The following is a 22021-nucleotide window of genomic DNA, read 5'->3' as shown; positions in this document are numbered from 1 at the left end:
TGCCCCAGTAGCCGTGCTACCGTCATCGAAGCACCACCACCGCAACGACCGCGAGGGCTGCGAGCGTTGTCTGTGGGGCAGTCAACGGCCCGACCGCCGGCAGCGTCGGGAACCCGTCAGGTAGCAGGGCAGGCGGAGACTCTGGCCCGGTGTTCTCAGGCGGCGGGTCACTGCTTCCGTCAGGCGGATCGCCGTCACTGATGGGTGGGTACGTGGGTTCGTCGTTCGGCTCATCACCGGAGTCGGGTACACGCTTCTCGTGGACGTGCATCGTTCCGTACGTCGTCGTCTGCTTGTCCCACGACGGGCCGCCAAGCAGCTGCACACCGAGCGCGTAGTCGCCCGGAATCAGGTCGAAGTTTTCCTGTAGCATCTCCCACGATACCCGATTCGAGATTGTGGCCGTCTGTCCAGCCTCAATCGTCTCAGTCTGACTCTGGACATGGGTATCATCGAATGTCCAGATGACCGCTGCTTCTCTTTCCTCGAAAGAGGTGTTCGTCACTTCAGCCTGTAGCTGGGGCTCGTATTCCTGCCGTCGGTCGACACGCGGATCGTCGGGACTGTACACAGCGAACGAGGTCGTTCCGACTGATTCCAGTACGAGCCCGCCGTCTGGAATACCGCCAGCGAACGTCACCATTCAGATCACCACCAGCAGCACGACGGCTAGAGCGAATCCCAGCATCACCTGCTGGGTCGTTCCGCCAAGCGCGTCTGCGATATCGCTAATCATCTCTGTCAGTCGGTCACCTGTCGTCGGCAGGGCCGGGTCCTGTGCATCAGAGTGAACGGTTACCTCCGCCGCCCGCTCTTCTGCAACCGTGTCATTCGGAACTTTCAGCACTTCCGCGGTGACGCTGTGTTCTCCACTACCCAGCGTTACTCGCTTGGTCACCGTCTTCGGGGCGCTATTGCCGTCAAGGCACTTCGTTTCTCGATGGACTTCTTGCCCGTCGACGTAGATGATGACCGGCGTCCGCCATCCAGTGTTGAACTGGAGTATCCCGCTCTGACACGTCCCATCCTGTGGGGCAATAATCGAACTCTCGTTTCCGACTGTGACCGTCACGGTGAACGACTCATCTGGGCGGGCCTCGCTCGGTACGTCTATACTGTCGATATACGGCTCTGATTGGTCGATATTCAGGTTCACCATTATCCTAACATCCCTCCGAAGTCTGCCCCGGTCCCAGCGTACAGACCCTTGATCTCGACCGGGTCGAGAACGATCTCAGCGCTGTCATCAAGCGGGCCGATAGGCTCCTGTAGTGGGTTCCCATCGGCATCGATAGCCGGTGAGAACCATGTGTACTGAACTCCGTTAGGACCACCGTCCCGGCGCGCTACGCCCATAAACTGGCTGTACGTCGTAGCAAGACACGGGAGGTCACCCTGTGCGCTACCGTCGATAGCGGCCGCTGTCGGGAACACACCAGCCGACATTACCCATTCAACTTCGGGTAGTGGATTCCCGTCCGGGCCCACCACCGAAACTCTCACCGGCCGAAACGCTGCGGGAATAAGTACCCCGCTCCGGTCGGTGCTGGTGGCGTGGTCCCGAGAACGAGTGACCCGCGGCCGGTCGAGGGAGACGGTGACCGTATCCGCTCGGTCACCGGGCCGACGTGGACGGGGCCGTATCGTGTCGGTCGTCGCACCAGCTGCGACAGCCGCCGCCCGTTGCGGAGCTGGACGCTCCGTACTCAGTGTTTCCCCGTCAGCAGCGGTTCCCGTCCTCGCCGGGATTGGGCGCGTCTGGCTTCCTGCGGTTGTCCCGGCCGGTGCTTCAGTGTACGTCGCCATCGGATTACCTCATCCCGATACCGACCTGCGCGACGTTGTGGGCCTTCAGGAGCTTGTACAGGTTGTTCGCACCGCTGTCCTGTATCGTATCCTCGTGACTTGCGTCCTGACCGCTTTCCTCCCGAATCCACAGGTCATGGGTCCCAATGATTGCATCGTTGTTGCGGTTGTTCCGATACTGCGAACTGGCAACGACATTGTCGGTCGTGGTGTAGTTCGCGTAGTTGTTGTCGGGATTCACCATCCCGCGGCCGTGGTGTGTGCTTCCCGACTGCGTGCCGCTCATCGCCGGGAGGAAGTTTGTCCACTGCCTCTTTTCTCTATTATCGTAGTCGGCGTTGAACGCCTGTGCGTGCCATAGAGTCGCGTAGTTGCTTTCGCGGTTGGCCGCAGAGTCGAAGTCCCATGTCTTCGAGAGTTCAGCCATCCCGATGGCGAGATCTTCGTCGTTACCGTCACCCTCGTTCCGTTCCGCGTAGAACACCCATCCCGAGTCTGTGTAGTCCAGGTAGTAGCTCACAGAATGAGACATGGACATACGCTCACCACCACGGTCGTCGGGGGCGTACGCCATTGGATCGCCGTATCCGTCGCTTCCAGTCTTTTGTGCGATATCGTTGGCGTAGCGGTCTTCCCATGTCGTGTTTCCGGCGTCCCACGAGGGACCGGATTCCATGGTTATGCCACCGCTGTATCTGTTATCTCGGATTTTGAGACGGTGGTTCTCGCCGTTCGGCGTCTCCAACACGAACCACTCACCAGCAGTGAGCGGAGTCGCACCGCCGTTGGCCGATGTGTCGATGATACTCCAGCCACTGATACTGTCGATGTTGTCGCGGAGTGCCGCGAGCGCTTCGCCCCAGGTAACTGCGTTTGGTCCTGTAAACGTCATTTTACTTGAGTGCCAGCACGTTCAGGGAGGTACTGGCGTCTCCCTCGGTCATCTTCCGATACCACAGCTTTGAGGCACCCAGTCCGCCCGGCGGAGACAGAGAGAATGGCGCGTCCGATGGGGTCAGGGGAATGAATCGGTCAGCCTTGTTTGCTGACTTGAACGCGACAACTATCGGGGAGTCAAATCCGTAGACGACGACGGTATCCGCGGCGAAGTCCCACGAAACCGTCTGTTCGTCGGTATCGTCAACCGGAACGCCGGGTTCGCTGTAGTACACCGATTCCGAGTCGCCCGAAACGTTCTGGTCAATGTCGTCGCCCCGCATCTCCATCAGCAGGGCCGCCAGCAGCGCGTTCGTTTCGTCTTCGAAAGCCTCGTACAGCACGTTCCTCGGTGCGCCGGGGAAGTACTGTTCAAGCAGATCGTCTATCGGTGTATCTGTCCCGATGAGTCCATACCCGCTCATATCGACTGCCCCCGAATCAGTGCCAGAACGGTCGCAGCCTGCACCAGCGAGGTCAACAGCGACGAGAACGGCGCTATCAGGTCGGCCACTATCCGGGCCTTCTCCGCAAGCCCTGCAAGCACGTTCCCGCCGCTGTCACACGGGCAGCCAGTATCGGTACTGCTGCTATCTGGGTCGTCAGTGTCGTGTAGAATCACCATGTGTTGGAACGGTGGCCCGTTAGGCCACCATGGTCTGGGTCACCTTTCGCCGGAGTTCAGCAGCCTCTTCATCCGGTCGAAGAGGCCGCTGATTCACCGGGATACTTACCTCGACGTTCTCCGCGTCGGCTGCCTCGACGGCCGTAGCGAACTCTGTGTCGAAGAACAGCAGGTCCATGTTGAACTTCGGCGGGAGAACACCGCGCATCCCGCTGTTGCGTCCATCCCATGTGATCTGCCGGTCCGTCTCCGGCGAATCCGGGTTCGAGAACGCCCATGTGATACTGTCTTCACTCTGAAGTTCCTGCGAGACATTACCCTTCCCGCTGTTGCGCTTCTGTATCTTCGTCAGCCCGTGGCGCATCACCGCGTAGAAGGCGACTGAGACATCGCCGTTTCCGGTCGTCTCTTTCAGCTCTGCCGACGCAACGAAATCGCCGTCAGTCCCGAACGTGCCAGTGTACTGCGTGTCTGTGCTGTCAGTAATGAGCGTATCCGGGTCACCGTCACCGTCGCTGTCGAAGTAGCCGATGAGCGAGGCGTCAGTCGTGTACTCGCCGGCAGTCACGTCGTCCATGTAGTCGACGATCGGGGCCTCGGGAGTGAGGTCGACCGTAGTAGTGTCACCCCCTGCTGCCGTCGCTGTCTGTTTACCGACGAGTGCCACCACCAGCGGCATCCCGACTGGAACCTTCCAGACCTGCGTGCTCGGAACCTTCGTCGTCGCGACGATTCCCTCTGAACCGGGCTGGTAGCTCTTGAAATCGAACATCTCGGAACCGAGGTAGACCGTCTTCCCCGGCCGTGTGTTGGCTCCGCTCATGGTCTACCGGTTGTCCACCTGCATGGGGTAGTTGAAGAACAGCGTTGCCGGGTCGACCACGTCGGGGCCGTTCACCAGAAGCGCCAGCTCGTCAGCGTCTTCCAGCGTCAGCCGCCCATTCGGAATTCGGTCACGAAGGAACCGAACCCGGCGGCGCTGTGCGTTCTCGCCGGACTGTTGGTCCTTCAGCGACAGTGTGTTGAATGGAGAGACGGCGAACTCGCTGATGACTGTCCACGAATCCAGCGGGTCGTTCGGTTCCCGATAGCCGAAGCCGATCTTCGTCGAGCGCGAGACGTTGCCGCCGTCCTTGGCTTCAACGTCGAGAATCGCTGGCGATCCCTGTGCGATAGAGATAGCGATTCCCTCCGGCACGTCCCAGGTCGTGATCGGCGTCGGCGTACCCGCGACGTTCTCCGAGACTGTCGCGTACTGGAGTTCCGTGCTGAGTGTTTCGTCGGTCATCAGTTGGCCCTCCGTGCAGCGTCGAAGCTCTGGACACCGAGCATAGCGAAGCCGATTCCGATACCGATAGCGAGCATCCCGAGCGAGCCCCGAAGCGGGCCGACCCATGCTGCCGCGATGAGCCCGAGCCCGATGAGCGAGAAGGCCCCGCCGGTCACCATCGATGCAGAGCCAAGGTCACCCTCAAACACTGCATTCGATACATCCACCAGTCGATCCTCGATGTTGATACCTCCTGCCGACATCAGAACGGGAAGCCCTGCCGCCGCGCTGGCACCGATAGCAGCGTTCCGTTCAGAGACTTGTAGTGCCATGATTCAGATGATGAAGTAGCCCGCGATGATTGCAGCCCCGAACCCGCCCACAGCAGCCATCCCGATGGGCGTTTTCAGGAACTCGACGATACCATTGGACCCGGAGCTACTGGGTGACCCACCCGACTCCGAGTTTCCGCTTGTGCTGGTCGAAACCATGCGACCAGTAGTTGCCGCGAGGGATGATTCAGTATTTGTTTGTTGACAACACCGATAGCGAATGGCCGCGAGAAGTCTGTACGCGCTATTTTACGCTATCGTAAGTGCGCCGGAATCTCAACCGGCCCTCGGATAGTCGATGATGCTCCAGCCACATCTTTGTACGTGAGGAACTGGTACGCGTTCGGGTCCATTTCGGTCACCCGGTGTTTGTCGGGGATACTCACCTTACTGAACTTGCTGTCTTCGTGGTCTCCGTAGGCGAAAATCAGGTAGTTGTCCGTCTGTGTCCAGATCTGATCGTGGACTTCTTTCGCCTTGTGAGCGGCGAGTACTAATCCACAGTTAGCGTGGGTGACGTGCCACTTCACGAGGTGCTGAAGGACTTCGGGAATATGATGTGCGGACATCCAGTTGTGTGCCTCATCGAGATAGAGGTAACACCGCTTGAGCTGGCCGAACGCTCGAAGGTACTCGTCGAGGACATCTTCGGTGAACGGGTTCTCTCGAATCACCTGCTGAGTGTTGCCGCGCATCCAGTGGTCGAGCACGTCACCGGGATTATCGGGAAACACCGCACCCGGTGGCCCATGCTCAGCGTTCGGATCGATACAGATGTAGCGCTCTGTCTGGGTCAACAGGTGCTCGAAGAGCACTGACTTCCCCGAGTTCTTCTGGCCGAGGATGACCGAGATTTCGCTCAGGTCAATATCCATCGCTTGCTACTGCCCCTCGCTGCCGCTGTACTCGCCGGGTTCCGGTACGTCGACGTCAAGCTCATCGTACAGCCCACGCCGGGTGAGTACGTCGTCAAGCGTAGCGATAGCGTAGGCTGTCGCCTCCGGCCTCGCAAGCGCGTACTGCGAGAAGAGATGGATGAATGTCTCAGGCCCGAACTGGTCCTCCGCGCGTTGTGGGTCGAGGCCGAACATCGGAGCGAACCCCTGTAGCTTCGCCTCGATCTGGTCGACTGTTTCCTCATTGTCGACAAGAGCGGACCATCCCAGTCCGCGAAGATCTTCCTCCACCTCGTAGAGTGTCCGGGCCGTTGCACCACTGTCGTCGGCAACTTGTTTGAGTCGCTGCGTTCGTTCTTCGGGCGATTCGTCTGCCTGACTCGCTACTAACGCGAGCTGCTGAATGATTTCCTGCATGATTACCAGGTACTGCTGTCTTCAAAATCGAATTCGCTTTCTGCGCTGTTCTCGCTCTGTTCTGCTCTGTGTTCGGCGCGAGTGTCGCGGCGATCTCGACGGCCGTCCTGACCGCGTACCGCTGTCACGTCGTCGTTGAAGTCAGGAGGGTCTTCGCTCTGTTTCCGGTCAGTCTCAACCGGGTCAGTATCTCGATGGCGACGATAGCGCATCGCTCGGCCCCCAGCGGTCCCCAGCATCGATAGAGCGAACATCGCTGTCGGGCCGACATCGACATCGTGCTCGTCACACATGGCGATGAACAGCTCTGCATTGGCCGCTTTCTCCTGTTCAGAGAGTTCCCAGCCCTCCCAGTCAGTCATCGTCGCGGTCATCGAGAAGGGCATTCCAATGAGGTGCTTCACGACCGTCTCATCAACTACCATGCCGCTGGCCTGCTGGGTTCCCGCTGGTGAGTGGTCACCGCCGGAGTCGGGTTGTTCCTCGGCACTATCGCCGCTCTCTCCCGACTCTTCCCCGAAGGCATCAGCAAACGTCTCACGGACTTCCTCGCGGCGCTGTCGTTCTCCCTCACTATCTGCTTCCGCTACGATTTCGTCTGTTGAACGGTCGCTATTGCCGCGTATCCGGTCCAACAAGCCACCGCTATCCTCGCTGTTCTCGCTACTGTCGTTCTGCTCCTGCTGTTCTGGTTTTTCAGCGTGTTCGCTATTCTCGCTCTGGTTCGCTGGTGACGCCGACTCACTCGGTTCGAGGTCGTCTGGTGACAGCCCGTCTAAGTCGACACCGCTGGGTGGTTCTACTGCTGTTCCTTCGTCGTCTGGCGCTCCTTCAGGGGATAGCTTCTCTTTCCCCTCGTGACCGACGGAGATGGCGTCTGTCTGTGTCTCTGTGCTGGCGCTCGTACTCTCTGAGTTTGTCACTGTCTGGGTTCCTCCCTCCGGTTCGCTATCGTTGCCACTGTCGACGTTCTCGCTCTCACTGAGTGCGAGTGTATCTGTGAGAAAATTCTCTAATTCTGCCTCCTCTACACCGACAATTCGCCCGTACCCGTGTTCCCCAGCGAGACGCTGTTTCTCGCTGTACGGTAGCGCCTCTAATTCCGCTACTGTAGAAGGGTCCGCGGGTTGGGAGCTGTCTGTTTCCTCGCTGGCGGCCATGCGGCCGGCGATAGTGGCACTACTACCAAGGGTTCTCGCTTGTTGTCAACAGCAGAGAATAGAGAAACAGGTTACTTTGACTGGTGTTCAATCTGAGACAACTTGTCACGAACCGCATCTCGGATTAAATCGGATCGGCTGTGATATCCAGCCGCTACGTATCTCTCGTCTATGTTTTCGACCATTGACTCGGGCATCGACACACCGGTTGTATTTCGAGTCATAGTCTTTGATGAGGCGATATACAAAATAAAACCTGTTGCTTAGTTAATAATTAACTAAGCAAGACGGAAATCACGCATCGGCAGTTTGGTTCTGAGTTCCACCCTTACGTGAGAACGGTCGGACGTGGACAGCGGTGTAGTCGCTTGGTGGTATCCCGTTCTGAAGATGGACATACCCGCGCTTCTCAAGCCGGGCAAGAAGGCGCTGTGCGTCTTGTTGGTCGATACTATCGACAGCCTGAGCAAGTGCACGCTTCGCGCTTTCTCCTCGGACAATGCCGTTATCAGTGCGCTTCTCGCAGAGCGTCCGGTAGGCAATGGCAAGTTCTCGATTGTCCGGGTCAGCATATGGTTCAAGCCCGCCATCAGTCTCCGGCTCCGAAACGCGCTGACGAACGTATTCCTCTAGATCGGCGCTCATGTTGTCGACCTGTTCCTTGTACTGTTCTTTCAGCGTGGTCGACAGACGGAAGGTGATTTTGTCACTCCCATCTTCTTCGTGAAGTTGGCTTCCACCAGTCATGTCTGACTAGCCACCTCCCCGTAAGACGGGGCCGAATCCCCATACGGCGGCGTGACGGACGCCGATGTTGGTACGTGTAGGACAGCCCCCCGTGGGGTTGCCAGAAGGTCACGCGCTAGGGCGGGCGTGCGCGCCTGTGTCATCGGCGGCCCTCCATCTCGTCACGGGCAGAGCGGAGTAGGTTCCCGATGGTTCCAGGCGAGCGACCGGAGAGTCGGGCGTACTCCCGAACCCCGAGGCTTCCGAGGTCACAGGTCAGGTAAGCGTCGAGTTCGGCAGGAGTGAGTTGGTTGAAAGCGGTCGGTTCGTCGTCGAGGCGGAGCCATGCTGGTGGTGATGGGTACTCGCGGCCCGTGTCGAGATGTGCGACAACGATCTGCCCGCGGACCCACTGCCACCACAGCGAAGCGACGTGGGCACACCAGCCGCCGTGGTACTGGTAGCCGGCGCAGTCGCAGTCTGCGACGAGTGTGCGGCCCTGTAGCGCCCACAGCACGCGGTGAGTGCTGTCGCCGTCGCTCAGGTAGACGACACGCTCGGCGTCGTTGATAGCGCCGCCTCGGTCGTTCTCGGACTGTGCGCGCTTCCACGCCGTCGACAGCGTCCAGTCGTCGGGCATCGACAACGTCGACGGGCCGCCAACAGACTGAGGCAGGTCGTCGCTCGCCTGCCAGCTCCGGCTAGCACGGCTCATGGACGACACACCCCCTCGTCTAGCGCCGGGCACGGTTGTCGTGGTGATTCGATGTAGCCGCCGCAGTAGTCGCAGATGGACAGCTCGTGAGCCCGCTGAATACTCACAGCGACCACCCCGTAGAGCGGCCGCTAACTGTTAGGAAACCCGGGAAAAAGGGTTTGTATGGTATGGGCCGGCGCGAATTCGAATCGCGGTTACGGCCACCCGAAGGCCGAAGGATACCAGGCTACCCCACCGGCCCGTGCGATAGCAATCGGAAAGAGGACAGGGTCGGTTTTAACGGTTGCGAAACAGCGAGAAGCGGAGCGGTTTCACCGGTAGCCCGCAAGGGCGAAGTATGGACCGGCACGACGAACGCATTCCGACGGAGACGTTCGCCACCTGTCTCGACAACATGCCCCAGCCCTGTGTCGACCTCGTCGTTGAGTACGAGGAGGGTATCTTACTCACACGGCGACAGAACGAACCAGCCAAAGGCGAGTGGTTCTGGCCGGGGAGTCGCCTCTACAAAGGAGAGCGACTGGACGACGCGGCGGTGCGCATCGCCGAAGAGGAACTCGGTCTCACATCGGTTGCGACGGAACGGCTCGGCGTCAGCGAACACTTCTGGGACGCGTCGTCCGTCGATGGCGTCGCCTCCCGGCACACGATACCGGTTGTGTATCGAGTCGTACCCGAGGACGGAGCAGAGATAGCACTCGACGACCAGCATGACGCCTATCGCGTCGTCACGGAACCACCGGCGGACGCGAACCAGTACGTCACAGAGTACTTCGAACGGTTCGACGTCGGCCAGTAGAGGAGGAATTGCTGTTTTGAGGACGAATGCGTGTCTGATGAGCGAGCAGGCTGTACAAGACTAGCAGGCAACCGAACAGAAGATTGATTACGCGCCGCAGTTACTCACTATCTGAGTAACCATGACCATCCTCATCACTGGCGGCGACGGCTACGTCGGGTGGCCGGCCGCGCTGCGAATCGCAGACCGGACGGACGACAGAGTGCTGCTTGTCGACAACTTCGCCCGAAGAGAGTGGGTCGAAGACGTGGGCGCGACGAGCGCGACACCGGTGGCCAGCATCGATGAGCGCCTCGACGCGGCCCGCGAGGTCCACGGCCTGACGAACCTCTCCTTCGTCGAGGGCGACCTCGCCGAGAAGTCCTTTGTCGACGAACTCTTGGCGGTCCACGAACCCGAGGTCGTCGTCCACACCGCCGCCCAGCCCTCCGCGCCGTACTCCCAGATCAACGGCGAACGGGCGAACTACACCCAGCACAACAACCTTCAGGCGACGCGGAACCTCCTGTGGGGCCTCGACGAGCACGACCTCACGGACACCCACTTCGTCGAGACGACGACGACCGGCGTCTACGGCGCGCCGGAGTTCCCCATCCCCGAGGGCGGCGCGACGATGGAGAACCAGGACGAGCGCGACGACGTGCCCTTCCCCAACATGGGCGGGAGCTGGTACCACGCGACGAAGGGCTTCGACGCACAGAACATGCGGCTTGCCCACACGCAGTTCGACATCCCGATCTCGGACGTGCGCACGGCCATCGTCTACGGGACTGAGACCGAGGAGACCCGCGCGGACGACCGGCTCAAGACCCGCTTCGACTTCGATTACTACTTCGGGACCGTCACGCACCGCTTCTGTGCGCAGGCGGTTGCGGGCTACCCGGTCACCGTCTACGGCAAGGGCGAGCAGCGCAAGCCGTTCATCTCGCTGGAGGACGCCGTCGAGGGGCTGGCGGAAGTCGCGCTGGCCGACCCCGACGACCGACCGGACGGGCTGACCGTCTATAATCAGGTCACGCGCGCGATTAGTATCGTCGAAATCGCCGAGACCATCGCGGACGTGGGCAGCGAGTTCGACCTCGACGTCGCCGTCGAGCACTTCGAGAACCCCCGCGACGAGGACGAGACCCACAAGATGGAAATCGAGAACGACCGCTATGCCGACCTCATCGGCGGCCAGTCACAGTCCTTCGAGGACGGCGTCGCCGACATCTTCGAGACGCTGACCCGCTACGCCGACACCATCGAGGCCCACGAGGACCGGTTCCTGCCGGGCGTTCTCAGCGAGGACTGACGATGGACGTGCTGGTCACCGGAGCCTGTGGCTACATCGGTAGCGCGCTGCTCCCGCTGTTGCGCGACGACGACCGTGTCGACAGCGTCGTGGTCTTCGACGACCTTTCCTCAGGGTCGCCGCGCGCGTTGCTGGGGACGCTCGGGGACGGCCTCGAATTTCGGCGGGGCGACGTCCGCGAGTACGGCGACGTGGAGAGCGTCATGCGCGGCGTGGACCGCGTCATCCACCTCGCGGCCATCACCGGCGCGTCGAGCACCCACGAACGCCGTGATGAGACGTTCGCCATCAACTACGACGGCACCGAGAACGTCCTGACCGCGGCGGGCAAGCTCGGCGTTGATCACGTCGTCTTCGCCTCCTCGTGTAACGTCTACGGCCGCGCGACCAGCACCGACATCGACGAGACGGTTGACCCTGACCCCATCAACCCATACGCGGAGACGAAACTGGAGTCCGAGACGCTGCTCCGGGAGTACTGCGAGGAGTTCGACATGACCGGCACCGCCCTGCGGATGGCCACGAACTTCGGCCACTCGCCGGGCATCCGGTTCAACCTCGTCGTGAACTACTTCGTGTTCCGCGCGCTCACCGGTCGCCCGCTCACCGTCTACGGCGACGGCTCGAACTGGCGGCCGTTCATCCACGTCCGGGACGCCGCCCGCGCCTACGCGGCGGCCGCATGCGAGCCCGAGTCCTGGGATAAACCCGTCTACAACGTCGGCTCGGCGGCCGGGAACTACCGGATAGCCGAAATCGCCGATATCGTCGCCGACGAGGTCGCGCCGGTCGACGTCACATATCTCGAAGACGAGCACCCCGGGCCGTCCTATCACGTCAACTTCGACCGACTGGGTCGGACGGGCTTCGAACCATCGTGGACGCTCCGCGAGGGCGTCCGCGACCTCGCGGAGAAATTCACCACCAATGTCTGAAACAGAACCTACCAGCGAGACGCCCAACATCGCCGTCACCGGCGGAGCGGGCTACATCGGCAGCCGCGTCATCCACGAACTACAGCAGGCCCACCCCGACTGGAAAATCACCGCTATCGACAACTTCTACCTCGGGACCGTGCAAACCGTCGGCGGTGTCGATATCGAACACGTCGACATCCGGAACCGGGACCGTCTGGAGGCGGCGCTAGACGGGGCCGACGTCGTGATGCACCTCGCCGCGATTTCCGGCGTCGACGACTGCGAAGCAAAGCAGGATCTGGCCTACGAGGTCAACGTTCAGGGAACCGACAACGTTGCTTGGTTCTGTCGCAAGACAGGCGCAGCGCTAATTTTCCCATTCTCGATGGCGGTCATCGGCGACCCACAGGAGTTCCCTATTACGGTCGATCACCCACGGGACCCGCTGAACTGGTACGGCCAGACGAAACTGCTCAACGAGCGTGCTATCGAGACGTACGCCGCCGGCGCGTTCCCGGCCCACCAGTTCATGATATCGAACCTATACGGGAGCCACGAGATAGACGGCCAGACCGTCTCGAAGGGGACCGTCATCAACTTCTTCGTGAACCGCGCGCTCGCCGGCGAGACGCTGACGGTCTACGAACCGGGCACACAGTCCCGGAACTTCGTCCACGTCAAGGACGTGGCCCGTGCCTACGTCGACAGCTGCGAACGACTGCTAGAGCAACTGGACCGCGATGAGACCGGCGTCGAGAAATATGAGATCGCGAGTGACGAGGACCCGGGCGTCCGTGCCGTCGCCGAACTCGTCAGCGACATCGCCGCCTCAGTCGCTGACATCGATACCGACGTGGAACTGGTCGAGAACCCGCGGGGCGACGACGAGACGCTCGTCGATTCGTTCCCGGTCGACACTGACCGTACGGCTGACGTGCTGGGCTGGACCCCGGAACACGACGTAGAGTCAGCGATTCGGGCGGCACTGGAATCGGCGACCACGTAGACATCGAGTCCCGATGGATTTATTCGCCAGACCGGAAAGAGAAGAGACATGAGCGACACGCCCGGGGCGGGAGCGGTACTCGATGACCGGCCCGAGCTACGAGATGCGACAGAAGCGGTTCTGGCCGTCGACGACGAACAGGACGGCTGGACGTTCGATGACATCCCTATCGATTCGGGGCAGTTCGGCGAACTCGTCTCCGCGGGCATCGTCGAGAAAGACGGTGAGCAGTATCGAGTCGCCGATCCAGACGCTGTACGGGCCGCGCTCAACGGCGAGCCTGAGGCCGGTAGCGACAGCGGACACGGGCTGGCGCTCGGTGACGCACTGCGTTTTGATTTCGACGCGCGAGCAACCGGATTGCTCGTCGCCGCCCTATCGGTCGTGCTCGTCGCCCGAACCTACATCATCGGGTCAGTATATCGTGACGGCGATATCGTTCTCTCGAGCAACGACCCCTATTATTACAGATACCACGTCGAACAGGTCGCGGCGAACGCCGGCAGCGCGGCTGATTTCGGGGCGCTCTCCGTGCTTCCGGACGCAGTGACCAAGGGAGAGCCGCTTATGATCGCGACACTCTGGTTGGTTTCCAGCCTCTTTGGCGGGAGCAAGGAAGTTATCGGCCACGTTCTCGCCTGGTATCCAGTCGTGTCGGCACTCGTCACGAGCGTCCTGCTCTATCTGCTCGCAGTTCGGGTGTCCAGCGACCGGCGTGTCGGCCTCGCAGCGGTTCTGTTCCTCGCGTTTATGCCGGGCCACGCCTTCCGGACCAGCCTGGGTTTCGCGGATCACCACGCCTTCGATTATCCTTGGCTGGGACTCTCCGCCCTTGCACTCGTCATCGCGCTAACGACGGCCACGAATCGAACGTCGCTTCGTCGACCACAGCCGTGGATTGCCGCGGTCGGCATCGGTGTCGGGACTGCCGGCCAGGTGCTCGCGTGGGAGGCCGGGCCGTTGCTTGTCCTGCCGGTCAGTCTGGTGGTGCTGGGACAGACACTGCTGGATGTCTCGAACGACCGGTCGGCACTGGTCAGCAACGCGCCGGTCCTTGCAGGCGTTAGCTTCGGTGCGACACTCGCCTGGAGTGTTCATACTGTCACCGGCTGGCAAACTGCGCTCGTCACTAGCGCGCCAGCACTACTGACGCTGGGTACTGTCGTCGTCATTGCGACAGCAGAGGTAGCCCGGCGCTTCGGTGGTACTGTCGGACAACTGGCTGTGGTCGATCTCGGACTTGGCGTCGTTGGCCTCCTCGTCTTCCGCTTTGGCTTCACCGAACAGTGGGACACGTTCAATAGCCGGCTCGACTTGTTGTTTCGATCCGACGCAATCGCCGAGACGTACGGCCTGTTCAGCACGGACGCCTTCGGCTTCCTGTTCCTGCTCGGTCTGACGTTGTTCCTGGCGCTTCCGGCAATGGTGTGGGGACTCGACCTCGCGCGGAGCGACCAGAGCGGCTGGCTCGTCGCCAGTAGCTACGTCTGGGTGCTGTTCGGCCTCGCCATGATTCAGGTCCGTTTCGTCGGCGAACTGGCCACGTTTCTCGCGCTGTTCGCTGGCCTCGCGTTCATCTGGGTCGCCTCGTGGGTTGAGCTCGCCCGACCGGTCCTAGCGACCGGGGATCGGGACCTGCGAGACGTGCTCGTTCCGGACACCCGCGCGGTTGCGTCGCTGTTCGTGCTGTTCCTGTTGTTCGGGTCCCTCGGGATCGTGCAGGTCCCTGTGAAGACGAGCCAGGTACTCGTCGAGGACGGGACGTACGACGCGGCGACTGCAATCGAAGCCGACGCCACCGAGCGGGGACTCGAATACCCCGAAAACTACGTCCTCAGCCGCTGGGGACAGAACCGCGTGTACAACTACTTCGTTAGTGGCGAGTCACGGAGCTTCAGTTACGCCCGCCAAAGGTACGGGCCATTCGTCGCAGCAACGGACCCTGATGCGGCACACAGTCGGATCTCCAACCGAGTCGGGTATATCGTAACGACGGCGACCGACATCGAGGAACCGGCCACGATGTACGCTCGGCTACACCAGCACTTCGGAAGCCGTAACGGAAATGTGGACGGACTGGCCCGTTACCGGCCGCTCTTCGCGAGCGAAGACGGGAGCCACAAGGCGTTCGCGGTTGTTCCGGGTGGAGAGATACGGGGGACTGCGGCCCCGAATTCGACCGTCTCGGTCGTAACGACCATCACTGTTTCGGACAGAGAAGTCGACTACGAGCGCCAGACGACGGCCAACCGGAATGGTGACTTCACTGTTACCGTCGCAAACCCCGGGACGTACGCCGTGACTACCGATAGCGGGAATAAAACGTCCGTCGAAGTCACCGAACAAATGGTGTACAGTGGCGGCAATATCACTGTCGAGTGATCTTGGAGACAGACACGCTGTGGGTCTGAAGCGAAACGACCATTGTCCTCACCGAAAGAACAGATGGTGTGCGCGTCTGGGTTCGTGTCGGCATCGTGCTTGTGCTGTGTCTGACACTCGGAGGACTGTTCGTCCACGCGGAGATAACAGAGGACGAACGGTCACCGTATCCAGATGCTGCGGACCTTTCGACCGGGTACGAGTCGTACGTCGGACAGCAACTCATGGTGTTTGGAACAGTGACAGAGACCGGCGACGGCGAGCTGTATATAAAAGTCGAGGGCGACGGGACGGCAATCACACTCAGAGTCACTGAGACGAGCACAGCCGTCGAATCAGGCGGCGTCGTCCAAGTGTACGGGACGGTCGGACCAGAGCAAACGATAGCGGCCGAGCGCGTCGAAGTCGTCAACAGCAGCCGGTGGGCCGAACTCTACAAGTACGGCGCCTCGGCTATCGGCGCGCTCGGATTCCTGCTGCTGTTCTTCCGGTACTGGCGCATCAATCGAGACACGTGGACGCTGGAGGCCCGCAATGGCTGACCTGCTGACACATCTGCTCGCTCCGTACATCCTTCTCACGGTCGCGAGTTGGCGCGTCGACTGGCTCGACCAGCGCTGGGTCGTGGTTGGGATGGGTGGTGCGGCGATTCCGGATGTAGTGAAAGTCAGAATCGTGGTGAACGAAGAGACAGTCGGAGCACTTCTCGGCGTGCCGTTCACCTACATGCCCCTCTCGACACTCGGCGGAGTTCTGCTACTGGCCGGTCTTATCACTGTCGCGTTCGAGCGACGGTACTGGGGACGGGTGTTCGGCCTCGTGACGTTCGGCGGTCTCACCTCGCTCCTGCTCGATGGGCTGCGGGTGTACGCCGACGGTCGGGCCAGCGCCTGGCTGTATCCGTTCACGAACTGGCGGCCGCCGACACCGAGCCTGTACGTGTCTTCGGATCCGACCGTACTCGTCGTAGCGCTTCTCGCGGCCGGTGCGGTCGCCGTCCTCGACAGGCGAGTACGACGTGACTGAGTTGGCTACCAGGTCAACCCTTCGTAGGTGATGCCGTCCCGGCGCTTGATGATGCGGCGGCCGTCGACGACGACGGGGTCGGCCATCTCGTCGAACTCGGCGTCGAGCGCCGCGAACTCGTCCCAGTCGGTGACGACGACAGCGCCGGACGCGCCGTCGAGGGCGGCCGCCGGGGAGTCGGCGTACTCGATGTCGGGATAGCGCTCGCGCATGTTCTCGGTCGCCACGGGGTCGTAGGCGACGACATCGGCACCCCGCGTTTTCAGTCCCTCGATGACCGGTGCTGCCCGCGTGTTCCGGATATCGTCCGTCCCGGGCTTGAACGCCAGTCCGAGCACGGCGGCGCGTTTCCCAGACACGTCGACATGGTCATCGAGGAGGGAAAGGAGGCGCTCTGGCTGACCGTCGTTCAGCTCAACGGCCGCAGAGAGGACTGTGGGGTCGTAGCCCTGCTCCCGCGCCGCGGCGATGATGGCGTCGGTGTCTTTCGGGAAGCAACTGCCGCCCCAGCCGACGCCACTGCGGAGGAACTGCTCGCCGATGCGGTCGTCGAGACCGATGGCGTCGGCCACCTCGTAGGCGTCGACGCCGAACTCCTTGCAGATGTTCCCGATGTCGTTGATGAGGCTAATCTTCGTCGCCAGGAACGTGTTGTTGGCGTACTTTATCATCTCGGCCTCGGCGATACCGGTCTCGACGACCGGCACGTCGTCGTCAGCGGCCTCACGTAGCGGTGCATAGAGGTCATGGAGGAGGTCGGTCGCGCGGTCGTCGTCCGTCCCAAAGACGAGTTTGTCGGGGTTCAGGAAGTCCGCGACAGCGGTCCCCTCACGCTGGAACTCGGGATTGGAGGCGACGAGGAAGTCCGTGCCGCGTTCGAGACCGGCGTCGGCGATACGGAGAGCGAGGCGGTCTTCGGTCGTGTTCGGAACGACAGTCGACTTCGTGACGACAAGGTGTGGGTCCGCTGCCGCGTTCTCAGCGCCAGCCAGCGCCTCGCCGATGGATGCCGCACCGGCTTCCATGAACTGGAGGTCGATACTCCCGTCGTCGTTCGAGGGCGTCGGGAGCGCTAGCATCGTCAGGTCAGTATCGAGAATCTCGGCGTAGTCGGTACTTGCCCGAAGGCGACCGCCGCCATGTTCAGCGACGAGTTCGTCGAGTCCGGGTTCGTGTATCGGCGACTCGCCGTCGTTTACCGCGTCGACAATATCCTCGTCTATATCTATCGTTACGACTTCGTGTCCAAGGTCCGCAAGACACGCCGCGACCGTCGTCCCAACGTATCCGCTTCCGACAATACTGACGTTCATCAGGAGACGATAGTCGAGAAGCGGATATTATAATTCGGGTCTTATAATTCGACAAGAGTTTTATCGGACGGCCAACGAATTGAGATATATGAAAGCTGTCGTACTCGCCGCTGGCGAGGGGACCCGTCTCCGTCCGCTGACCGAAGACAAGCCAAAGGGAATGGTAGAGGTCGCGGGGAAACCGATCCTGACCCACTGCTTCGAGCAGTTGATCGAACTGGGTGCCGACGAACTTCTGGTAGTTGTCGGCTACAAGAAGCAGGCCATCATTAATCACTACGAAGACGAGTTCGAAGGCGTCCCGATCACCTACACCCACCAGCGCGAGCAGAACGGCCTCGCCCACGCGCTCCTGACCGTTGAAGAGCACGTCGACGACGACTTCATGTTGATGCTCGGCGACAACATCTTCGAGGCGAACCTCCAAGACGTCGTCAACCGACAGGCGGAGGAGCGTGCCGACGCCGCCTTCCTCGTTGAGGAAGTTCCCTGGGAGGAGGCCGGGCGCTACGGCGTCTGTGACACCAACAAGTACGGCGAGATAACCGAAGTCGTCGAGAAACCGGAAGAGCCGCCATCGAATCTGGTGATGACCGGGTTCTACACCTTCACGCCGGCCATCTTCCACGCCTGTCATCTGGTGCAACCGTCTAATCGCGGCGAGTACGAGATCAGTGACGCGATTGACCTCCTGTTGCACTCCGGGCGAACGATCGATGCGATCCGCATGGACGGCTGGCGAAACGATATCGGTTATCCCGAGGACCGCGACGAGGCCGAAAAGCGGCTACAGGGCGAGATTAACCCAGAGATGGCCGCCGAAAACATCGCCGCAAGCGAGTGAGCGACGAAACTGTATCATCCCGCCAGTTACCAGTGTGACAGCACGGGCAGGTATGTTTCACAGTCGGATAGGATTTCAATCGAAAGGCTGGACCACCACCGTGATCCCATCTCCATCGGACACCGTTAAACAGGGCAGGTATGACGAACGCTGGCTCGGCGTTTCGAGAGTCGACACGACTGGGGTGAGACGGTCATTGTGGGTACGTCGCCTCGCGAACGCGGTTCGTGTAGCACTCGCTCTCAGTAACACGACGGCCGTACAGGGTTGTCGGGCTGCGTGTCCACACACGGTCACTTCAGTATTTGAGTCCCGGGACGCAGGACTTATCCCGGAACTCGGCAATCACAGTGATAATGGATAGTGGCTGGCGGTACCGGGTCGCAAGTGTAGCCGGCGTTGTCGTGCTGACAGCGGTCGCCGTCGCACTTGTTAACAACGCTAGCATCCAGTCGATAGCGACAACTCTCCCGATACTCAGTCGGCTGCCGACCGACCCCCCAACGGGGCCAGAGTTCACGATTGAGCTCTTGGTCACAATCGCAGTCGTCGTCAGCGTGTTCCTCCCGCTGTACAAGCCCCGCCCGCGAAGAATTCTCGACGCGATAGCACTGGCCCAGAAGCGGGTGCTCGTGGCGGCTCTCGTTCTGGCGACAATCGGCTACTTCGACTATTCGTACAAGCTGCCGCGTTTGACTGTCGTGTTAGTGACCCCTTTGTTACTGGTCGCACTGCCGGCGTGGTTTGTGTGGATTCGGAAGCGGCCGTCGTCAAACGGCGAGCGGACCATCGTCGTCGGCGATGACCTCCGTGTGATAGAAGAAGTGGCAAGCGAGGTCGACGGCACGCTCCTGGGCTATCTCTGTCCGACGAGTGTAATGACGACAATCGAACGGACCGAAGCCATCGCTGACGGCGGCACTAACCCGAGTGGGTTGGAGCGGTTAGGTGGCCTCTCGCGAATCGAGGACGTGCTCGTCGAGTATGATATCGATACGGTCGTGCTGGCGTTTGAACACGCCGACCGGGCGGAGTTCTTCGGCGCCCTCGACGCCTGTTACGAGTACGGTCTCGACGCGAAAGTCCACCGCGACCATGCAGACTCTGTGTTGACCGCCAGCGGTGGAGTCGGAACCCTGGTCGACGTAGAGATCGAACCCTGGGACATACAGGACTACATTCTCAAGCGCGCATTCGATGTCACGTTTGCATCGGCCGGGCTGATCGCGCTATCGCCGGTGATTCTCGGGATCGTAGTCGGCATAAAGCTAGAAGACGGCGGCTCGATACTGTACCGGCAGGACCGGACAGCGGTGTTCGGCGAAACCTTCTCCATCTACAAGTTCCGATCGATGATCGAGAACGCGGAGGACGAGACCGGTGCGAAGATCAGTGACGAGGATGCGGGTGGAGTCGACCCACGCGTAACATCAGTCGGGCGAGTCCTTCGGCAGACGCACCTCGATGAGATTCCACAGCTCTGGTCGATACTGCGGGGTGATATGAGCGTTGTCGGGCCACGGCCAGAACGACCGGAGCTTGACTCGGATATCCAGACCGGTGTCGTTGACTGGCAGAAGCGATGGTTCGTCAAGCCGGGACTGACCGGACCCGCCCAGGTCAATCACGTAACTGGGAAAGAGCCGGGCGAAAAGCTGCGGTACGACCTAGAGTACGTGCGCGACCAGTCGTTTAGCTACGATATGAAACTCGTTTCCAGGCAGATTTGGAGTGTTATTATCGATATACTGGTCGCGTACAGAGATCCGTAGAACCGATTGTACGTCGTATACTCCTTCGGCGGGCAATGGACGCAATAACAGGAGGGATTGGTACCAGGTCTCAGAACTCACTCAGTCCAGTCATGAGTGAGACCAGTTACGAGGAGCACAGACAGTTCGTGAAAATGCCCTGGGGTCAATGACAGGCTGCGTGCGAACTGATGAACAGAGATCTGTCGTAAGGTCTAGGGACCAAGCGAAAAGGCCATACACTGGCCGGGAAATGCCCCTGTATGAAGTCGATGAAAGAGCCATACGGTATCATCGACGACGAGGGAAATCTGTTTGGCGTTGTCAATATTATTGATGCCCTCGTCGTCGTGTTTGTTCTCGCTGCACTTGTCGCTGGAACCAGCCTGGTACTGGCAGACGATAGCGATTCGAGTTCAGCCCCGACGACCGAGACAACCAATGTGACACTGGATCTCGGTACCCAACCTGAATATATTACTTCTCAAATATCGACCGGTGACAGCTACAGCCCGTCGAAGAATTCGGACGTGACGATCACGGATGTGTATTTCACTCCACAAGATGGATCGACACGGGCGGTAGTTCGAGCCGAATTGTCGGCACCGGCTTCGGGAGAGACAATCCAGTACAGCGGCGCACCGCCACGACACGGCCGACAGCTCAAGATCCTGACTGAGACGTACTCCACAACAGGGACGATTCGTGACGTTGGTGGTGGCTCCGAACTGACCACGACTGAGACAGAGGTAGTAGTCAGAGCGGATCTGTCAGAAACCGACGCCAGTCGTCTCAGCGCCGGGCAACCGATCCGTGTGCAAGGACGAGAAGTAGCTACCATCGACTCGGTAACGGCATACGGGACCGACAATCCTGATACAAAGACCGTCTTCCTCGGATTAACACTCCAGAGCGTGACCTACAGCGAACAGCAGGTGTTCGGCGAGACGACAATCCGGCCGGGAGTAAGCCTCTCACTCCCGACAGAAGCGGGCCTTGTTAAGGGGAAAATCACGCGAGTCGGTGCGACAACGCAACGCGGCCAGCCCGCCACGCGCGAGGTCAAGTTACAGCTTTCTAACGTGTCACCGTTACTCGCTAACAGCATCTCTCCAGGGATGACAGAGTCATTCGGTGGTGAAACAATCGCGCAGATTTCGGCTGTCCAGCGCCAGAATGCGACAATTATTACTAGGGGACAGAACGGAGAAATATACGAGCGGACACATCCGATAAATCAAGACGTCACCGTCACCGCAAACCTCTCTGTTCGAGAGACGGATACCGGCGTCACATTCAAAGGCCAAACACTCCAGCAGGGGCGCGTCGTGACACTGGATCTAGACACCATGACAGTCAAAGCGACCGTGGTCTCAGGCCATCAATGAGAAGCACAGCGACGTCACAATGGTGAAACAGCGGCTCCAGTCGGCTGTCGAGAACTCAACGCTCAAGTCAGTTTCCGATGATTTTATACGAAGTTTCGAGCACTCGACGCTCGGCAGAGCCTGGACTCTGCTCCTCGAGAGAACGAGAGCATCCAGACTCTATCGCTGGCTCACGACAGAACCGGAGTCGATGAGTATCGTCATTGATCTACGTAAAACGCACAGCGTCGGTCCAGTACTCGCTGTTCTCGATGCTGCCACACCTCAAGTCACACGCTTCTGGGAAATGTCTCGTCTCGCCGTAGTAGCACGGGCTATCGAAAACGTCCTTTCTGGTTCAAAAACAGCCAAGCTGGCGGCAAAGTTCCTGGAACCGCCGGAACCACCAGCAAACAGCGACCAGCGCGAGTAGCCA

26 protein-coding genes, 1 tRNA gene and 1 pseudogene are annotated in these 22021 nt (G+C 60.4%); 11 read left to right on the top strand and 17 right to left on the bottom strand.

Translation table 11 applies throughout. The features are described 5' to 3' along the window. Positions 1 to 22: 22 nt before the first annotated feature. The 16 genes and pseudogenes from BVU17_02385 to BVU17_02310 form a co-directional block, all read right to left on the bottom strand. The gene (locus BVU17_02385) at positions 23 to 643 is read right to left on the bottom strand and encodes a hypothetical protein (protein AUG46424.1); all 621 of its coding nucleotides are present in this window, start codon (positions 641 to 643) and stop codon (positions 23 to 25) included. Next, positions 644 to 1159, bottom strand: coding sequence for a hypothetical protein (locus BVU17_02380; GenBank protein AUG46423.1), 516 nt, complete (start codon positions 1157 to 1159; stop codon positions 644 to 646). Next, positions 1159 to 1446: a hypothetical protein gene (locus BVU17_02375; protein AUG46422.1), complete on the bottom strand. Its 288-nt coding sequence runs from the start codon at positions 1444 to 1446 to the stop codon at positions 1159 to 1161. The genes BVU17_02380 and BVU17_02375 overlap by 1 nt, the downstream gene beginning before the upstream one ends. A gap of 364 nt (positions 1447 to 1810) precedes the next feature. Then, a complete protein-coding gene (locus tag BVU17_02370) occupies positions 1811 to 2698 on the bottom strand; it encodes a hypothetical protein (GenBank protein ID AUG46421.1) in 888 nt (295 codons plus the stop codon). A gap of 1 nt (position 2699) precedes the next feature. Next, positions 2700 to 3167 carry a hypothetical protein gene (locus BVU17_02365; GenBank protein ID AUG46420.1) on the bottom strand — a complete coding sequence of 156 codons (468 nt, stop codon included), beginning with the start codon at positions 3165 to 3167 and terminating at the stop codon, positions 2700 to 2702. Continuing rightward, positions 3164 to 3367, bottom strand: a complete 204-nt coding sequence (locus BVU17_02360) for a hypothetical protein (protein AUG46419.1) — start codon at positions 3365 to 3367, stop codon at positions 3164 to 3166. Before BVU17_02360 ends, BVU17_02365 begins: the two co-directional genes overlap by 4 nt. Before the next feature lie 19 nt (positions 3368 to 3386). Beyond that, positions 3387 to 4190 carry a hypothetical protein gene (locus BVU17_02355; GenBank protein ID AUG46418.1) on the bottom strand — a complete coding sequence of 268 codons (804 nt, stop codon included), beginning with the start codon at positions 4188 to 4190 and terminating at the stop codon, positions 3387 to 3389. 3 nt (positions 4191 to 4193) lie between these two features. Then, positions 4194 to 4655, bottom strand: a complete 462-nt coding sequence (locus BVU17_02350) for a hypothetical protein (protein ID AUG46417.1) — start codon at positions 4653 to 4655, stop codon at positions 4194 to 4196. Next, on the bottom strand, positions 4655 to 4969 hold the full coding sequence (locus BVU17_02345) for a hypothetical protein (protein ID AUG46416.1): 315 nt from the start codon (positions 4967 to 4969) through the stop codon (positions 4655 to 4657). Before BVU17_02345 ends, BVU17_02350 begins: the two co-directional genes overlap by 1 nt. A 254-nt stretch (positions 4970 to 5223) precedes the next feature. Then, the gene (locus BVU17_02340; GenBank protein ID AUG46415.1) at positions 5224 to 5844 is read right to left on the bottom strand and encodes a hypothetical protein; all 621 of its coding nucleotides are present in this window, start codon (positions 5842 to 5844) and stop codon (positions 5224 to 5226) included. A 6-nt stretch (positions 5845 to 5850) separates the two neighbouring features. After that, positions 5851 to 6282, bottom strand: a complete 432-nt coding sequence (locus tag BVU17_02335) for a hypothetical protein (GenBank protein AUG46414.1) — start codon at positions 6280 to 6282, stop codon at positions 5851 to 5853. Positions 6283 to 6284: 2 nt separating this feature from the next. Further along, on the bottom strand, positions 6285 to 7442 hold the full coding sequence (locus tag BVU17_02330) for a hypothetical protein (GenBank protein AUG46413.1): 1158 nt from the start codon (positions 7440 to 7442) through the stop codon (positions 6285 to 6287). A gap of 98 nt (positions 7443 to 7540) precedes the next feature. Then, positions 7541 to 7639: pseudogene (locus BVU17_02325) on the bottom strand (hypothetical protein). Between the two features lie 97 nt (positions 7640 to 7736). After that, positions 7737 to 8189 (bottom strand): hypothetical protein, encoded by a 453-nt coding sequence (locus BVU17_02320; protein ID AUG46412.1) that lies wholly within the window; start codon positions 8187 to 8189, stop codon positions 7737 to 7739. Between the two features lie 139 nt (positions 8190 to 8328). Then, on the bottom strand, positions 8329 to 8883 hold the full coding sequence (locus BVU17_02315; protein ID AUG46411.1) for a hypothetical protein: 555 nt from the start codon (positions 8881 to 8883) through the stop codon (positions 8329 to 8331). A gap of 171 nt (positions 8884 to 9054) precedes the next feature. Beyond that, a tRNA-Pro gene (locus tag BVU17_02310) sits at positions 9055 to 9127 on the bottom strand. Positions 9128 to 9223: 96 nt separating this feature from the next. Here BVU17_02310 and BVU17_02305 point away from each other — a divergent pair. The 7 genes from BVU17_02305 (at position 9224) to BVU17_02275 (ending at position 16310) form a co-directional block, all read left to right on the top strand. Continuing rightward, positions 9224 to 9685 carry an ADP-ribose pyrophosphatase gene (locus tag BVU17_02305; GenBank protein AUG46410.1) on the top strand — a complete coding sequence of 154 codons (462 nt, stop codon included), beginning with the start codon at positions 9224 to 9226 and terminating at the stop codon, positions 9683 to 9685. Between the two features lie 121 nt (positions 9686 to 9806). Then, positions 9807 to 10979, top strand: coding sequence for a UDP-sulfoquinovose synthase (locus BVU17_02300; protein AUG46409.1), 1173 nt, complete (start codon positions 9807 to 9809; stop codon positions 10977 to 10979). Positions 10980 to 10981: 2 nt separating this feature from the next. Further along, positions 10982 to 11914 (top strand): oxidoreductase, encoded by a 933-nt coding sequence (locus tag BVU17_02295; GenBank protein AUG46408.1) that lies wholly within the window; start codon positions 10982 to 10984, stop codon positions 11912 to 11914. Continuing rightward, on the top strand, positions 11907 to 12902 hold the full coding sequence (locus BVU17_02290; GenBank protein ID AUG46407.1) for an oxidoreductase: 996 nt from the start codon (positions 11907 to 11909) through the stop codon (positions 12900 to 12902). Before BVU17_02295 ends, BVU17_02290 begins: the two co-directional genes overlap by 8 nt. Positions 12903 to 12950: 48 nt before the next feature. Further along, positions 12951 to 15284 (top strand): hypothetical protein, encoded by a 2334-nt coding sequence (locus BVU17_02285; GenBank protein AUG46406.1) that lies wholly within the window; start codon positions 12951 to 12953, stop codon positions 15282 to 15284. A 68-nt stretch (positions 15285 to 15352) separates the two neighbouring features. Beyond that, positions 15353 to 15826 carry a hypothetical protein gene (locus BVU17_02280; protein AUG46405.1) on the top strand — a complete coding sequence of 158 codons (474 nt, stop codon included), beginning with the start codon at positions 15353 to 15355 and terminating at the stop codon, positions 15824 to 15826. Next, positions 15819 to 16310, top strand: a complete 492-nt coding sequence (locus tag BVU17_02275; GenBank protein AUG46404.1) for a hypothetical protein — start codon at positions 15819 to 15821, stop codon at positions 16308 to 16310. Before BVU17_02280 ends, BVU17_02275 begins: the two co-directional genes overlap by 8 nt. Positions 16311 to 16315: 5 nt before the next feature. Here BVU17_02275 and BVU17_02270 read toward each other — a convergent pair whose 3' ends face one another. Further along, complete coding sequence (locus BVU17_02270; protein ID AUG46403.1) at positions 16316 to 17623, bottom strand: UDP-glucose 6-dehydrogenase; 1308 nt, start codon at positions 17621 to 17623, stop codon at positions 16316 to 16318. A gap of 88 nt (positions 17624 to 17711) precedes the next feature. Here BVU17_02270 and BVU17_02265 point away from each other — a divergent pair, with 88 nt between their 5' ends. The 4 genes from BVU17_02265 to BVU17_02250 all read left to right on the top strand — a co-directional run bounded on the left by BVU17_02265 (position 17712) and on the right by BVU17_02250 (position 22018). After that, entirely contained in the window at positions 17712 to 18467 is a 756-nt protein-coding gene (locus BVU17_02265) for a UTP--glucose-1-phosphate uridylyltransferase (protein ID AUG46402.1), read from the top strand. 356 nt (positions 18468 to 18823) lie between these two features. After that, positions 18824 to 20239: an exopolysaccharide biosynthesis polyprenyl glycosylphosphotransferase gene (locus BVU17_02260; protein AUG46401.1), complete on the top strand. Its 1416-nt coding sequence runs from the start codon at positions 18824 to 18826 to the stop codon at positions 20237 to 20239. Positions 20240 to 20490: 251 nt separating this feature from the next. Then, complete coding sequence (locus BVU17_02255; GenBank protein ID AUG48813.1) at positions 20491 to 21606, top strand: hypothetical protein; 1116 nt, start codon at positions 20491 to 20493, stop codon at positions 21604 to 21606. A gap of 19 nt (positions 21607 to 21625) precedes the next feature. After that, complete coding sequence (locus tag BVU17_02250; protein AUG46400.1) at positions 21626 to 22018, top strand: hypothetical protein; 393 nt, start codon at positions 21626 to 21628, stop codon at positions 22016 to 22018. The last annotated feature ends 3 nt before the right edge of the window (positions 22019 to 22021 follow it).

It is taken from the genome of Haloarcula taiwanensis (genome assembly GCA_002844335.1).
GTDB classification, from domain to species: Archaea; Halobacteriota; Halobacteria; order Halobacteriales; family Haloarculaceae; genus Haloarcula; species Haloarcula taiwanensis.
Note: the sequence above shows the minus strand (reverse complement) of the source record. Positions and strands in the feature narration are given on the sequence as shown.

Coding starts and splice junctions, on each gene's coding strand:
- BVU17_02290 (AUG46407.1), top strand. CDS start 11,907: ATGTCTGAAACAGAACCTACCAGCGAGACGCCCAACATCGCCGTCACC.
- BVU17_02270 (AUG46403.1), bottom strand. CDS start 17,623: ATGAACGTCAGTATTGTCGGAAGCGGATACGTTGGGACGACGGTCGCG.
- BVU17_02385 (AUG46424.1), bottom strand. CDS start 643: ATGGTGACGTTCGCTGGCGGTATTCCAGACGGCGGGCTCGTACTGGAA.
- BVU17_02275 (AUG46404.1), top strand. CDS start 15,819: ATGGCTGACCTGCTGACACATCTGCTCGCTCCGTACATCCTTCTCACG.
- BVU17_02315 (AUG46411.1), bottom strand. CDS start 8,883: ATGAGCCGTGCTAGCCGGAGCTGGCAGGCGAGCGACGACCTGCCTCAG.
- BVU17_02255 (AUG48813.1), top strand. CDS start 20,491: ATGAAAGAGCCATACGGTATCATCGACGACGAGGGAAATCTGTTTGGC.
- BVU17_02330 (AUG46413.1), bottom strand. CDS start 7,442: ATGGCCGCCAGCGAGGAAACAGACAGCTCCCAACCCGCGGACCCTTCT.
- BVU17_02260 (AUG46401.1), top strand. CDS start 18,824: ATGGATAGTGGCTGGCGGTACCGGGTCGCAAGTGTAGCCGGCGTTGTC.
- BVU17_02365 (AUG46420.1), bottom strand. CDS start 3,167: ATGAGCGGGTATGGACTCATCGGGACAGATACACCGATAGACGATCTG.
- BVU17_02370 (AUG46421.1), bottom strand. CDS start 2,698: ATGACGTTTACAGGACCAAACGCAGTTACCTGGGGCGAAGCGCTCGCG.
- BVU17_02360 (AUG46419.1), bottom strand. CDS start 3,367: ATGGTGATTCTACACGACACTGACGACCCAGATAGCAGCAGTACCGAT.
- BVU17_02345 (AUG46416.1), bottom strand. CDS start 4,969: ATGGCACTACAAGTCTCTGAACGGAACGCTGCTATCGGTGCCAGCGCG.
- BVU17_02295 (AUG46408.1), top strand. CDS start 10,982: ATGGACGTGCTGGTCACCGGAGCCTGTGGCTACATCGGTAGCGCGCTG.
- BVU17_02320 (AUG46412.1), bottom strand. CDS start 8,189: ATGACTGGTGGAAGCCAACTTCACGAAGAAGATGGGAGTGACAAAATC.
- BVU17_02380 (AUG46423.1), bottom strand. CDS start 1,159: ATGGTGAACCTGAATATCGACCAATCAGAGCCGTATATCGACAGTATA.
- BVU17_02300 (AUG46409.1), top strand. CDS start 9,807: ATGACCATCCTCATCACTGGCGGCGACGGCTACGTCGGGTGGCCGGCC.
- BVU17_02265 (AUG46402.1), top strand. CDS start 17,712: ATGAAAGCTGTCGTACTCGCCGCTGGCGAGGGGACCCGTCTCCGTCCG.
- BVU17_02375 (AUG46422.1), bottom strand. CDS start 1,446: ATGTCGGCTGGTGTGTTCCCGACAGCGGCCGCTATCGACGGTAGCGCA.
- BVU17_02340 (AUG46415.1), bottom strand. CDS start 5,844: ATGGATATTGACCTGAGCGAAATCTCGGTCATCCTCGGCCAGAAGAAC.
- BVU17_02350 (AUG46417.1), bottom strand. CDS start 4,655: ATGACCGACGAAACACTCAGCACGGAACTCCAGTACGCGACAGTCTCG.
- BVU17_02250 (AUG46400.1), top strand. CDS start 21,626: ATGGTGAAACAGCGGCTCCAGTCGGCTGTCGAGAACTCAACGCTCAAG.
- BVU17_02285 (AUG46406.1), top strand. CDS start 12,951: ATGAGCGACACGCCCGGGGCGGGAGCGGTACTCGATGACCGGCCCGAG.
- BVU17_02305 (AUG46410.1), top strand. CDS start 9,224: ATGGACCGGCACGACGAACGCATTCCGACGGAGACGTTCGCCACCTGT.
- BVU17_02335 (AUG46414.1), bottom strand. CDS start 6,282: ATGCAGGAAATCATTCAGCAGCTCGCGTTAGTAGCGAGTCAGGCAGAC.
- BVU17_02355 (AUG46418.1), bottom strand. CDS start 4,190: ATGAGCGGAGCCAACACACGGCCGGGGAAGACGGTCTACCTCGGTTCC.